The organism is Trichococcus pasteurii (assembly GCF_900112935.1).
Classification (GTDB): domain Bacteria; phylum Bacillota; class Bacilli; order Lactobacillales; family Aerococcaceae; genus Trichococcus; species Trichococcus pasteurii.
On record NZ_FONM01000001.1, the window covers coordinates 363,132 to 376,019 of the forward strand.

Annotated in this window: 11 protein-coding genes and 1 CRISPR repeat array; of the genes, 6 read left to right on the forward strand and 5 right to left on the reverse strand. The window is 45.0% G+C overall.

Going from position 1 to position 12,888, the window contains the following annotated elements:
* Nucleotides 1-9 precede the first annotated feature (9 nt).
* Nucleotides 10-384: direct repeats of the CRISPR family, unit length 33 nt; unit sequence GGTCGCACTCTACACGAGTGCGTGGATTGAAAT.
* A 155-nt stretch (nucleotides 385-539) separates the two neighbouring features.
* Together BM184_RS15475 and BM184_RS01740 are read right to left on the reverse strand one after the other, a co-directional pair.
* Entirely contained in the window at nucleotides 540-662 is a 123-nt protein-coding gene (locus BM184_RS15475) for a hypothetical protein (RefSeq protein ID WP_256212976.1), read from the reverse strand.
* A 783-nt stretch (nucleotides 663-1,445) separates the two neighbouring features.
* Nucleotides 1,446-1,973, reverse strand: a complete 528-nt coding sequence (locus BM184_RS01740) for a type II toxin-antitoxin system HicB family antitoxin (RefSeq protein WP_086942287.1) — start codon at nucleotides 1,971-1,973, stop codon at nucleotides 1,446-1,448.
* Between the two features lie 297 nt (nucleotides 1,974-2,270).
* Between BM184_RS01740 and BM184_RS01745 the strand changes: the two genes are divergently transcribed.
* The 5 genes from BM184_RS01745 (at nucleotide 2,271) to BM184_RS01765 (ending at nucleotide 8,436) form a co-directional block, all read left to right on the forward strand.
* Nucleotides 2,271-2,741 (forward strand): hypothetical protein, encoded by a 471-nt coding sequence (locus BM184_RS01745; protein WP_086942288.1) that lies wholly within the window; start codon nucleotides 2,271-2,273, stop codon nucleotides 2,739-2,741.
* 72 nt (nucleotides 2,742-2,813) lie between these two features.
* Nucleotides 2,814-4,130, forward strand: coding sequence for a tellurite resistance TerB C-terminal domain-containing protein (locus tag BM184_RS01750; RefSeq protein ID WP_086942289.1), 1,317 nt, complete (start codon nucleotides 2,814-2,816; stop codon nucleotides 4,128-4,130).
* A complete protein-coding gene (locus BM184_RS01755) occupies nucleotides 4,123-5,451 on the forward strand; it encodes a BREX system ATP-binding domain-containing protein (RefSeq protein ID WP_086942290.1) in 1,329 nt (442 codons plus the stop codon). Before BM184_RS01750 ends, BM184_RS01755 begins: the two co-directional genes overlap by 8 nt.
* On the forward strand, nucleotides 5,451-7,526 hold the full coding sequence (locus BM184_RS01760; RefSeq protein WP_086942291.1) for a DEAD/DEAH box helicase: 2,076 nt from the start codon (nucleotides 5,451-5,453) through the stop codon (nucleotides 7,524-7,526). The genes BM184_RS01755 and BM184_RS01760 overlap by 1 nt, the downstream gene beginning before the upstream one ends.
* Before the next feature lie 196 nt (nucleotides 7,527-7,722).
* Complete coding sequence (locus BM184_RS01765; protein WP_086942292.1) at nucleotides 7,723-8,436, forward strand: GntR family transcriptional regulator; 714 nt, start codon at nucleotides 7,723-7,725, stop codon at nucleotides 8,434-8,436.
* 201 nt (nucleotides 8,437-8,637) lie between these two features.
* Here BM184_RS01765 and BM184_RS01770 read toward each other — a convergent pair whose 3' ends face one another.
* Nucleotides 8,638-9,054: a bis(5'-nucleosyl)-tetraphosphatase gene (locus tag BM184_RS01770; RefSeq protein WP_086942293.1), complete on the reverse strand. Its 417-nt coding sequence runs from the start codon at nucleotides 9,052-9,054 to the stop codon at nucleotides 8,638-8,640.
* A 330-nt stretch (nucleotides 9,055-9,384) separates the two neighbouring features.
* Between BM184_RS01770 and BM184_RS01775 the strand changes: the two genes are divergently transcribed.
* Complete coding sequence (locus BM184_RS01775; protein WP_086942294.1) at nucleotides 9,385-10,698, forward strand: uracil-xanthine permease family protein; 1,314 nt, start codon at nucleotides 9,385-9,387, stop codon at nucleotides 10,696-10,698.
* A 103-nt stretch (nucleotides 10,699-10,801) separates the two neighbouring features.
* Here the strand turns inward: BM184_RS01775 and gloA are convergent, their stop codons facing one another.
* Together gloA and guaD are read right to left on the reverse strand one after the other, a co-directional pair.
* Nucleotides 10,802-11,182 carry a lactoylglutathione lyase gene (gene gloA / locus BM184_RS01780; protein ID WP_086942295.1) on the reverse strand — a complete coding sequence of 127 codons (381 nt, stop codon included), beginning with the start codon at nucleotides 11,180-11,182 and terminating at the stop codon, nucleotides 10,802-10,804.
* 311 nt (nucleotides 11,183-11,493) lie between these two features.
* Complete coding sequence (gene guaD / locus BM184_RS01785; RefSeq protein ID WP_086942296.1) at nucleotides 11,494-12,864, reverse strand: guanine deaminase; 1,371 nt, start codon at nucleotides 12,862-12,864, stop codon at nucleotides 11,494-11,496.
* Nucleotides 12,865-12,888: the final 24 nt, after the last annotated feature.

Genomic DNA, 12,888 nt, shown 5'->3' on the forward strand with positions numbered 1-12,888 from the left:
TGGCGATATTGTCGCACTCTACACGAGTGCGTGGATTGAAATGACACACCGACAACGTGGGGCTATTCGTACTCCGGTCGCACTCTACACGAGTGCGTGGATTGAAATTCTGACAATCGCAGCATCAGCATCAGCGCGGACCAACGCAAGGTCGCACTCTACACGAGTGCGTGGATTGAAATCTTGAAGTCATTTATTAAAGGGAACTACGAAGGCGGGTCGCACTCTACACGAGTGCGTGGATTGAAATAGTTGGTCGGATCCGCTCATGTTGTCCCAGCGTTGGTCGCACTCTACACGAGTGCGTGGATTGAAATTATACAAAATAAATAGATGAGATTCTCTCAAAAATGTCGCACTCCTCGTGAGTGCGTGGATTGAAATTAGCCTATTTTATAAGGCAACTACAGCTACTTTGATTTACATGGGAACATAATTTGTTATTAGATTATGTTCCCATGTGTAATGCATTCGTATTGTTCTATTACACTCTCCAAAATAAATAAAGACTGGCAACTAATCCTTCACGGATAAAATTGCTAGTCTTTATTTGTAGGGAGTATTTCAATCACAATGGCGTTTTTCCAGTTTTCTCTTAGTCCATTTAAGGGATAGTTTATTATTTCTGAGTTGTCATTCAAAATCTCTTCTAAATTATCCATGAACAGATTCCATTCAGACTGTACCTGAAGTGACCTTCATCCTCTCCAGAAAGGATTGTTATAAAGTTTTCTACATTAGAGGGTTCCTTCATCAATTCCCTACATCTATACTTTTTTTTGAAGTATCTTGGGCGGTTCTGATGTTCTTCAATTGCCCGCACAACTTGTTGGTATGTTTCAAAAAAATAAGTCAAGCTAATCCAACTCTTTATGCGCTAAAAAAAAGACTTACCCTGGTCCGCTATTGGCCTTTCGATCAAGGAAGCGTGGTAAGTTCTAGTGACGTTATACTAGCATGTCAAGGTGGGAATAACAACCTTATGGCTCATAAAATCTATCAATTCTTTGTAAAAGGCCCTGCTAGGCTTAACCGACTCAGTTCCATATGGTTTAGGGAATCCCGCTTCCGCTAGTGATTAGGGGTTCTTTAACTCACCGCACATAGAAAACGCGCTCTTGGATATGCGTCCAAATAGACGTATCCTTATAATGATTTGGGAAGGGAGCGTCCGAAATGCTTGAATTCATAAACAAAATATTCAAAATTAAGCGGCTAACCGAAGAAGAAAAGATATCAATCACTCTAACTTTGAATATGTCGTATTCCCGGGTCGCTTTCCTTTAATCGCTCTTCAGCAGCGTTGGTTCATTGCTTCAAAGTGCCATCCAAATTTGTATAATCTTATTCAGCTTTTTTCCAAAACAGCGTTGGTTCATTGCTTCAAAGTGCCATCCAAATTTGTATAATCTTATTCAGCTTTTTTCCAAAAAATACCTTAGCCATTAATCAAACAAATCCTTATCAGATAATGAGGTGAATGGATTATGCACTTGGTCGGATTCGATTACCTTTTCAGAGGGAATGAGCTCACCAGATCCTTCTTTGATCTTATTGTTTAGTTGGCTATAAAATAGTTTTTCTTCAAACTCCCTGTTTCTTTTTACAAGTTCTTCGTAGGTGGGGGTGGTGGGTATGACGGTTTCAGCTTTGTTGGAGTTAATAATAGAAGTTGGCTCTACCAATTGTACTTTTTTTGCGGCTGCAACAAGATCGACCATAATGTAACTCACAATTGCTTCTGGATTATCGGCTTGTACATCTGATAAAAAGGATGCAGTTGGAAGTTCTTTTTCGTCGTAAAGCATTAACGCTAAGGCTTCAGCGCCAGTAGCCAGTGCATCTGTAATTCCAATACCTTCAGAAATGGCACCCGGGACATTCGGAAATGTCACGGTGTATGTTCCAGGAACATTTTCCCTATCATCGAGAATTGCTGGATAAGCGACATAATGTGTTTGTACCATAAGCATAACCATTTTCCTCCTTAAAGATATGCGAAAGTATTCATTTGACCTGAACAAAACTATTAAAAAATTTGTCTTGCCGACTGTGATTCTACTGCATTTTACTGCAATTGCTGATCATATACAAATTGTATTTGCATTAAGCGCATTTCTCAAAGCGGGGACTCATCTAAACAATTTTATTTTTCCAGATTTTTCCTATCCATCTTTCTTCAATAGAACACGCGTTCTTGAATATGCGTCCCATTAGACGTATACTTAGGACGTATCTTTATAGTGGCTTGGGAGGGGGGACCATCCAAAATGTTCGAATTCATAAACAAAATATTCAAGAATAAGCAACTAACCGAAGAAGAAAAAGTATCGATCATTGAATTGGTGAATAATGAGGAGTCTTTCATCAAACCGAGAGACCTCATCGTGGAGCAGATGCGTCTGAAAAAAGCTGAAAAGAAGGCTGCAGAAAAAGCTTGGATCAGTTACGTTTCACCACCCTTGCGAATGAACGACAATTTTACACAGCAAGTTGAGGAAGTGGTTTGTGCATTATTTGAAAGATTATGCACTGTCGTCGATGACGAACTGAAGAAGAAGCATAAAAACATCAAGCATGTGAGATATGAGCGTTACTATTACCGTGTCTCCGTATTTGACGAGATTCATCGGCTAGCCAAGGAAATGGTTTTCTCGTTTTACAGACAGGATAATATGTATCCAGAATCTTATTTTTCCTATGACCTACAAGCCATGCTGTCCCGGGATATCCAAAAATAACTTGTCCGCGAGGTTGAAGAATATCGTAAATATCTACCTTCTCCGGATGAGGAAACCAGAAATCGGTTTGGATTGACGCAATTCGGCACAAAAATCGTCTGGTGGGATCCGTCCGGAATGCTGCGCGAAAACCAAATTTTCGACGGTACCGAAATGGTGTATTTCGATCAACTAAGGAAAAGAGTGACGAAGTTTACCGAAGTGTCGACAGTAATGGCCCTTTGTTTGCGGAAATACGCAGACCTCATGCAGATTGTGTTGCATGACCTTGAGGATGGATCCATCAAGTGGAAAATCAAGCCCAATAATTATTTCAGGAAATATTTCCAATTGCCGCTGGACGATGATCGTGTATGGGCAGAAACGTTCCGGCTGCCGGCGGATCTTTATATCCTGGCTGAAAATATGATCCGCAAGAAGGTCGAGGGGCTCCGTGTGCTTCCAGCTGAAGAAAGTATGCAGAGCTTGCAAAAATATTTGCCGGATGAAACGTTCCGGAAGATTCAAATATATCTGAACCAAGAAGTACAGCTAGAGCTGGATTATCAAACTATCACAGCCTTGCGGAACGTGAACAAGTCCGTCTGGAACGAGGCGGCCAACCTGTTCATCAATCAATCACTGGAGCAAGTCAGTGGACTGCTTCAGGATATTGCAAATGATCCGGATTTGAAAAAGATAGCCATGAAGGTGATCAAGCAAAGTGAGAATCCGGAAAAGCGCATCATTTTTATTTTCTTGATGGAAAAAATGGCTTTGCCGGTATCAAAAGCGCTGCAAAAAGAACGGGATGGCTTCATTCATCCAACCAGACAGGCCGATTATCAACAGTTGCTGCTTGATGCGAATCTGCATTTGGAAAGTTTACCCGAGCTTCTAAATGATTGCACGCGACCGATGCGCAGAGAAATCAAGCTGGACACAGCCTTGATCACCGCGTCACATTCAGCCTTGGATACCATTATTGATATGGTCGACACCTACCTGAGTGAAGAGGACACTGGCGAAGGGCTGGATTCAACTATAAGCCTGAACATTTTTACTGAGATGGAGATGTCGTCGGAAGAGGAACAAAGCGAACCAGAAAGTTCGGTCGCCACATCGGTATCTATTTCATCCGCCACTATAGAAGAGACCGAAAATCCGGACAGTGAACAGGAGCCTGAGCATATGCTGTTCCTGAGACAGTTGGTGGCAAGCAACGGGATATCTTTGGATGATTTCAAGGAGCAGGCAAAAATTAAAGGGAAACTTCATCAAGCCTATCTCACAGAATTGAATGAAGTGTTGTATGAAATATTTGATGATCAAGTGTTGGTGATCAGCCACCAGCAGGTCATCATTGAAGAAGATTTTATGGAAGAAATGAGGGAATGGATAGATGGCTGAAATCAAGCTGAGAAAGAAGGATGCCCAAACGATTATAGCCTCACTTGAGGCAGGCGTTGTGCCTGTAAAAGGGGTACAGCATGTGCTGGTGGGCAGGAGCAATGAAGTCAAGGAAATCATCGAAACCTTGCAAAAGTTGGAAGACGGCAATAGCGATCTGCGGTTTTGGGTAGGCGATTTCGGTTCGGGTAAAAGTTTTGTATTGCGGACGATCGAATCATTGGCACTGCAAAAGAATTTTGTAGTCTCCACGATCGATTTGACCCCGACGCGCCGATTCTACGATTCATCCGGGAAAGCTTTGGCGTTGTATAACGAAGTCGTCAACAAAATCGTCATCAAGAATAACCGTGACGGGAATGCCATCGAGACGATCGTTCAGCAATGGATTCAGGTTCTGCTCGAGCAGATCGCCATGGAAAACGGCCTCACCGTTCCCGTTTTGATGGAAAAGGCCAATTGGAAATTGGTTGAGAATGCCATCCTGAAGACGACGAATTCCTTCTATTCATCAGGTCTCTCCTATGAATTCGGGCAAGCATTGATGAAATATTTCGAGGGGATTGCCGGCGACAATATGTCCTTGCAGATCGAGGCGATTCGTTGGATCCGCGGGGATATCACGACGAAAACAGAAGCATCCAAAGAATTGGGCATCAAGAACGTCATCAACGACTCGAACTATCTCATTGCCTTGAAAAATCTCGCAGAATTATTTTTGAAAATCGGCTACAAAGGATTCGTCATCAATTTTGATGAATCCGTCAATCTGTACAAATTACCCCGTTCTTTGACCCGTGAAAAAAATTATGAAATGATCCTCAACCTGTACAACGAAACGAAAACGAATGAAGCAAAAGGGTTGTTCATTAATTTTGGCGCAACGAAGAACACGGTTTATGACGAACGAAGAGGTTTGGCCAGCTACGGTGCTTTGAAAACACGCTTTGGAAACGAATTGATGAAAAATAAGGACTATGTCAATGTGAATAGCACCGTCATCGATCTGAAGCCGCTGACACCGGAAGAAATTTTTATCCTTTTGACCAAGCTGTTGGAAATATACAACACGGCCTATCAAACGACGCTGGCGGTGAAGGATAGCGAAATTCAGCAATATATGGAAGAGCAATTGAACCGACCGGGAGCTGCTGCCTTCTTGACGCCGCGGTCCGTCATCAAGGATTACATCGAAATCCTGTCCTTGCAGCGCCAGAATCCGGACCATTCTTTCGTCCAGATCCTTGCCGATCGCTTCGGCAGAAAGTCTTCCGTTGTGGTGAAGGACGCAGATGACCACGATGAAATAGAGGTTTACTGATGCAGGCATTCGGCAGTCTCAGCAGAGACATCCAGCAGTACATCTATGATAAAGGTTGGCCGAGCTTAACACGCATCCAAAATGCTGCAATCAAACAGGTTGCCAATACCGATCATAACCTGATTCTATCCGCTCCGACCGCATCCGGGAAAACGGAAGCTGCATTCATCCCGGCGCTGAACAGTGTGGAAGATTGGGAAACGGGGCTGAAGGTGTTGTACATCTCTCCTCTGAAAGCACTTATCAATGATCAATTCCAGCGCATCAGCGAACTCAGTGAGTATTTGGATATTCCGATTACGCGCTGGCATGGTGAAGTTTCCCAGGCGCAGAAAAAGAAAGTTGTGAATCAACCGAAAGGCATTCTGTTGATCACACCGGAATCGATTGAGGGCATGTTGGTGAATCGTCCTGGAGAAGCGCAGCACCTCTTTAAAGGGGTGGAATGGATCATTATCGATGAATTGCACAGTTTTCTGGGGACGGAACGGGGTATTCACCTGCAATCGCTGCTGCAACGGATCAGTCAATTCATGCAAGCACCACGTTTCATCGCGATGAGTGCAACCTTGAACAAGAAAGATTTCGGTTATGCGAAAGCCTTCTTTGGCAGCCATCGGGATACGGATATTCTTGTGGACCGTGATAAAAATGATTTGCTCATCACGATAGACTACACGAGTCGTGAGGCGGGCCCGTTCGTTGCAAGGGAATCCTTGGCAGCGATTTACCAGTATTCCAAAACGGAAACAATGCTGATTTTTCCGAATTCCCGCAACAGGGTGGAAGAAATTACCCATAAATTGGATAAGATGGCAAAGAAGGAGAACGCGCCTATCCGCTATTTTGCCCATCATTCATCGGTGGACAAACTTTTGCGAGAAGAAGTGGAATTTTTTGCCAAAAATAACGAGGATCAGCTGTTCACGATCACTTGTACCTCCACCTTGGAATTGGGCATAGACATCGGATCGGTGGACAGCGTGGTGCAGTATGGCTCCCCACCATCCACTTCTTCGCTGAGCCAAAGACTGGGACGCAGCGGACGGAGAAGCCACCAAAGCATCCTGCATATTGTGGAAGACGACTCCTGGGAAATGCTTCAGACCTATGCCGCACTGGATTTGCTGGAACGCGGTGAATTGGATGCGACTGAAATGATTGAGACACCCTACAATGCTTTGGCGCATCAAGTGATGGCGATCCTCTTCCAGAAGGTCAGTATACCGATGACGCAATTGTTGCAGCTGAATAAAACCTTTCCGGTCTGGAGAGCGATTCCGGATGCGGATTTGACGCTGTTGATTGATTACTTGGTGGAAAAAGATTTCATCGAAATCATGGATGATGAGGCGATTGTCGGCTTAGAGGGGGAACGTCTGCTGCGCTCCAGGGATTTCTACGCATTGTTTTTCACAACCAGCGATTTTTCTGTCCATTACCAGCACGAGCGCATCGGCAGTCTGCCGTTCACACCCGATATTCAAATCGAAAGCAAAATCCTGTTGGCGGGCAGGGTGTGGATCGTGAAAGATATCGATGTTAAGGCAAAACGCATCATGGTGGAAATGACGAAAGAAGGAAGACCCCCGAAATTCATCAGCGACGAAGGGTTCGTTTCCAATGAAGTGCGTGAAAATATGGAAAAGCTAATGCGGACGGAGGAGTACCTGAATCTGAACAACGATAAGATTACGCGCGACTTTGACTTTCTGAAAAGTGCACTCTACTACGATGACGGGAACTATTGGTATGAGGATAACCAGACGAATATAGGTGTCGTGACTTTCAGGGGGACCAAGTTTAATATCGCTTTGCTGTTGCTCATCAAGAGCATTGCGGCTGAGGGAGAAAAATATCAACTGCACGACAAGCACTCCTTGATTACGGGTCCCGACATAAAAAGGATGGTGGAGCGACTTGCTGGAGGTGATGTTTCTCTGGATAATGTCGTAACCTATCTGGAGAAAAACGAGAAGGCCATCGAAGAATTGACGGCCCATCAAAAATTTATGCAATTGGTTCCCACATGCTTGAAAATCAAATGGATCCTGAACAACTTCTTTTCGGTTTGAATGTGACAGAGTACGAAATAGGGCATACCATCATTTTTGGTGTTGTGCTCTTTTTCGTGTCTATGAAGGCGGAAAGATTGTCTTAAAGCCATATTTTATGTATACTAAAAATATAGACTTTTTTCGATAAAGCCTAATTATTTTGACTTTTCTTGTTTTAAGCTAGATTATTTAACGAGAGGTGCAGTGCTAAGATATGCAAAAATATGTCGTCATATCCAACGATATTCGGAATAAAATCGTAAATGGAGAGTTCGTTGCTAATCAACAGATTCCCTTCGAAAAAGATATGTGCATCCATTACAACGCAAGCAAAATGACGGTCAAAAAAGCGGTGGATATTTTGGTTGCGGAAGGGTTGATCATCAAACGGAGAGGATCCGGTACTTTTGTGAAGGATCTGAATCTGGAGGAAATCGAGCGCGTGACGATGGCGAATCAATTCCGCGGCACAACTGCGCTCAATGCCGGGAAGAAGGTCCACAGCAAAATACTGAACTTTTCAATCATGAAGGTGCCGGAAGATGCCGCGAAAAAGTTGAATATTTCTCTTGGCAGCTTTGTATATGACATCTATCGCGTACGCTATGTGGAGGACGAGCCGACCGTCATGGAAAAAATCTACATGCCGATTGATTTGATTCCTAACATCAAAGAAAAAAATATCAACGGATCCATTTATGACTACATCGAAAAGGATCTTCATTTGAAAATACAAAGTGCGCATCGGACGGTTTCTGTTCGCAAAGCCACTGATTTCGAAGCGGATGAGCTGGGACTGGAAAAGGGTGATCCTGTGGCGGTAGCCGAACAGGTCGGCTATCTCGATACCGGTCATGCGTTTGAGTTCTCCACCTCTGTCCATCGCTACGATAAATTTGCCGTCGAAATCGTTTTGACGCGCAATTGAGCGGAAGTTCTGTGAGGGCAGTTGCGATTCGGCGGCGCGGTGGCTTGAACTCCGGGGAAGCTGTCGTTAGACGGAGAAGGGGATTTGAATCGATCCGGTCCTACGGTGGCGCAGAGCTCGCCGGAGCAGGCTACATTAACTACTAAAATTTTAAGCAGAAAGGTCCGCCTCGAAAATGAGACGGACCTTTTGTGTTTTCTGTTAGTTTTTCATGCCTTCAATAAAATCGATGGCGGACTGCAGGATATTTTTGTCGTTGTCGTAGGTGATGGCCTGCAAAGCTTCGTTGAACGGCATCCAGGCGAAGTCGGTGACTTCGGCATCCTGTTTTTCGATCGTTTCCGTGTGGGCGAAGGCTATGAAGTAGACGACTTCTTTGATCACGTCGGGAGCCGGGGAGTAGCTGACGGATTTTCGGAAGGTGGTGCTTAGATCGGTGCTTAAGCCGGTTTCTTCCTTGATTTCCCTCAATGCTGTTTCGACTTCCGTTTCGCCGTCCTCAACGTGGCCTTTCGGGAATGCCCAATGGCCTCCGTTTTCATGTTTGATCAATAATACTTTTCGATTCGTGTTATCCGGGGAGAACACGATGGCTCCGCACGATTTTTCTGATTTCATAGTTTATGCTCCATTCAATTGTTTCATTTATTCTACAGGTTGCTTATGAATATAGTATAACAAAAAAATGGTTCAAATCGCAGACAAATCAGATAAGGAATCTTTTTTCGTAATTCGGAAATTCAGTATAAATACATAATAATTCTCTTTAATGTTCGTCTTTATCCTCTAAAAAGCATGAAAATGTGAAGATTCTCATAATGAAAGCCCTTATAATTCGGTGTTTACACTTTACAATTGTATGTGATATCGATATAATTTTATTTGTCGTTAATAAACGAATTATATTTTGTTTTGCAATCATTAATGTTCGTTATCAGGAGGAGAAGCATGGAAGAGAAAGTACATTCAGGCCTGACTTACGGTGTGGAAGATAAACCGGATTTAGGCACGACAATCGTTTTAGGGTTTCAGAACGTCATCACCGCTTTTGGTGGTTTAGTGGCAGTACCGCTTATTATTGCCGGAATCGCAGGTTTCGGGGTTGAGGATACTGCTTATATGGTCAGCGCGGCGCTTTTGGCCTCGGGTATCGTTTCAATCATTCAATCAAAAGGTTTTGGTCCGAAATGGTTCCGCGTCGGTGCAGGCTTACCGACGATCATGGGAACTGACTTTGCCTTTGTGGCGCCGGCTGCTTCCGTCATCGGTGCTGGCGGCATCACTGCCTATTTCGGCGGTACGATGTTGGGGGCTTTGTTGGAAGTTGGTTTAAGTTATTTTGTAAAACCTTTGTTGAAATTTTTCCCGCCAGTTGTTACCGGATCGGTTATTTCTTTAATGGGGATGACGCTGATGTCCGTTGTGATGGGCTGGGCAGGCGGTGGTTTCGGATCTGAGGATTTCGGTAATCCGATGAACATCGGTATCGCAGTGCTTGTGTTCTTGGTCATCGCTTTGATCAACCATTATGGTCCAAGCAGAATTGCGCCAGCAGCTGTTCTGATTGGTGCCGCAATCGGTTATGTTGTCTGTATTCTGTTGGGGATGGTCGACTTCGGGCAAGTCGTTGCCGCTGAATGGTTCGCGTTTCCACAATTCTTCAAATTCGGAGTGCCTGATTTCAAACTTGAATACGCAATTCCTTTTGTATCCGGATATCTGGTGACAGTCATCGAAACAGTCGGCGTTATGCAGACATTGGGCGCTGTTACGGAAACGAAACTGACGGATGAAAGAATCGCTGCCGGTGTCCGTGCGGATGGTTTCGGTTCATTCATCGCGCCTTTCATCGGTTCCGGTCCTGCCGCAACCTTCAGCCAAAATGCTGGATTGATTCCGTTGACCCGCAATGCTTCCCGCAAAGTAGCCATCATGGGCGGTATCATCATGATCGTGATGAGCCTGTTCCCTAAATTTGCTACGCTGATTTCAATCATGCCGCAACCTGTATTGGGTGGTGCCGGCATCTTGATGTTCGGTACGGTTGCCGCTGCCGGTGTGCAATCATTGTCGCGTGTTGAATTCAACAACCGCAACATGATCATCGTCGCTTCTGCGTTGGGTGTCGGTCTGGGTGTTTCCTTTGTTCCGGATACAGTGGCGCAATTGCCGGGCATCTTGAGCGGATTGTTCTCTTCCGGTATCTCCGCAGGGACAATCGTAGCGTTGTTGTTGAACATCATTTTGAAAGAAAAAGCCTAAATATATGCTGCTTGAGCAGCTTGTATGAAAAGAAACACGTAAGCATCCGCTTGGCTGCTTACGTGTTTCTTTTCATACTATTTTTTTTAGAGTATTCGAAAAATTATTTTTCGCGCTTTACTTCAATTCGATAGCCATCAGGGTCCGTCACAAAGAAATAAGTCGGTGTGCCGCCTGAAAGTCCTTTTAACTCACCTGTTTCATAAGCAGAAGCTTTACAAACTTCGTGCATTTTTTCTAAGTCACTGACAGTCACACCTAAATGACTGAAGCCATTTCCTACGTTATATGGCTCGGCATCGTAATTGTAAGTGAGTTCAATTTGTACAGAAGAACCGGGAGAATTCAGATAAATTAAATCAAACTTATTTTCAGGGAATTTTCTGTGGCTGGCAACCTCAAATTCAAATAGATTCGTATAGAAGTCTAAAGTAGCGTCAATGTCTCTGACACGCAGGCAAATCTCAACGAGTTTTTGGTTCATAATATCATCCTCCAATAGTTTCTTATTATTATTCTAACATGAATAGGTCATATGGGCATTTTATTTACCTCCATTTCATCTTCTATATTGATTTTCAATATATCGACAGGAAATGGGCACAGAGCTTAATCTGTTAATGCGAGTATTCATTGACAAAATTGTCCGATAACCCGGAAGAATCGGACAACTATCCCCCGGACAACCATGTTACGATAAAAAAAACTCCGAATCATCAATAATCCGGAGGCTAGCTGGAGTTGCTGAGGCAGCACCCCAAAAGCAGCACACTACAAATTCATCTCATGAGTCAATTACAACCTTTTATGCACGCATTCCCCCTGGACCCAGACCTCGCGGATGTTTTCCGGACGACTCAAAAAGAGGATCTTGTGCAGCAGGTCTTCCATGGAAATCGCTTCCTCAAAAATCTGTAGCTTGGCATTAGGTGCGTTGACGTCGATCACTTGGACATCCCAGATGTAGTTTTTTTCCAAGCGTCCGATCGGCAGGCTCAGGCTCTGTCCTCCGCCGGCAGTCACATAGTAGAATGCCTCGTTGGCGGAAATCCGCGAATGTGGCAGGCCGCGTTCCGAAGCAGGTAATGACGGATCGACGCCTTCTTCCAGCATTCTCGACGCGATGACCGCTTGCCTGATGTTGTCGAATAGGCTAGGGGAGAAGCCACCGGAAATGTCCGTGCCCAAACCGATGTCTATCCCTTTCTGAGTGAAACGTGCAGCCGGCAGGACGCCGTTCGAGAAAAAGACATTGGAGATCGGGCAATGCGCGATTGCGGTGCCGGTTTCGGCGAACAGTTCGGCATCCGCATCCGAAAGGAAGACGGCATGAGCCATGACCGCTTTGTCCTGCAAAAGGCCCATCTCATGGAGCGCAAAGGTGTCGCTCTTGTGCATCCGTTCATGGACATAGTTGTGCTCCCAATCGCTTTCGCTGCAATGTGATTGGATATGTGTATCATACTTTTTCGCTAACTCGCCGAGGCCCGCCAACGCTTCGTCCGTGCAGCTTGGGATGAAACGGGGCGTCACAACCGGGTAGACGCCTTGTTTGGTCGTCTTGTTCAATTCTTGGACGAGTTGGATGAAACTTTCCGTATCCGCCAATGCGGCTTCGGTGCTTTCATCCCGGTAATACGCCGGATTCTGCTCCCAATCATCCATGACCACTTTCCCGACCAAACCGCGTTGGCCTTTGTCGGCGCAGATCTGGGCCAACAGAAAGCTGGCTTCCTTGTGGACGGTCGCGAAATAGAGCGCAGTCGTCGTTCCGTTTGCCAACAGCGTCGCGACAAGGTCCTGGTAGACTTTGCGGGCGAAATCCAGATCGGAGAATTTCGATTCCAGCGGGAAAGTATAGGTGTCCAGCCAATCATGCAAAGGGATGTCCATGACAGTGCCGGCCTGGGCCCATTGCGGTGCATGGATGTGCAGATCGATGAACCCCGGCAGGAAATACTGTCCCTCAGCAAGCTCGTGGAATTTATCCGTTCCGCTGTAGGCAGCCAAAGTCGTTCCGTAATCTGGATCCAGTGGCTTCAGGATGCGTTGGATCACACCATCCGCATCCAGACAAAACAGACAATCTTTCAATGCGTCCACTTCCTGCGGCGTCTTGCTTGTGAAAGCCGCCCCCCGAAACACTTTAGCATATGCATGATCCATATGAACTCCTCCTTATCCTGTTTC

Bases quoted from the DNA above. Each gene is read 5' to 3' on its own strand.
- BM184_RS01775 (WP_086942294.1), top strand. From the start codon at position 9,385: ATGGAAGAGAAAGTACATTCAGGCCTGACTTACGGTGTGGAAGATAAA.
- gloA (WP_086942295.1), bottom strand. From the start codon at position 11,182: ATGAACCAAAAACTCGTTGAGATTTGCCTGCGTGTCAGAGACATTGAC.
- BM184_RS01755 (WP_086942290.1), top strand. From the start codon at position 4,123: ATGGCTGAAATCAAGCTGAGAAAGAAGGATGCCCAAACGATTATAGCC.
- BM184_RS01760 (WP_086942291.1), top strand. From the start codon at position 5,451: ATGCAGGCATTCGGCAGTCTCAGCAGAGACATCCAGCAGTACATCTAT.
- guaD (WP_086942296.1), bottom strand. From the start codon at position 12,864: ATGGATCATGCATATGCTAAAGTGTTTCGGGGGGCGGCTTTCACAAGC.
- BM184_RS01740 (WP_086942287.1), bottom strand. From the start codon at position 1,973: ATGCTTATGGTACAAACACATTATGTCGCTTATCCAGCAATTCTCGAT.
- BM184_RS01745 (WP_086942288.1), top strand. From the start codon at position 2,271: ATGTTCGAATTCATAAACAAAATATTCAAGAATAAGCAACTAACCGAA.
- BM184_RS01765 (WP_086942292.1), top strand. From the start codon at position 7,723: ATGCAAAAATATGTCGTCATATCCAACGATATTCGGAATAAAATCGTA.
- BM184_RS15475 (WP_256212976.1), bottom strand. From the start codon at position 662: ATGGATAATTTAGAAGAGATTTTGAATGACAACTCAGAAATAATAAAC.
- BM184_RS01770 (WP_086942293.1), bottom strand. From the start codon at position 9,054: ATGAAATCAGAAAAATCGTGCGGAGCCATCGTGTTCTCCCCGGATAAC.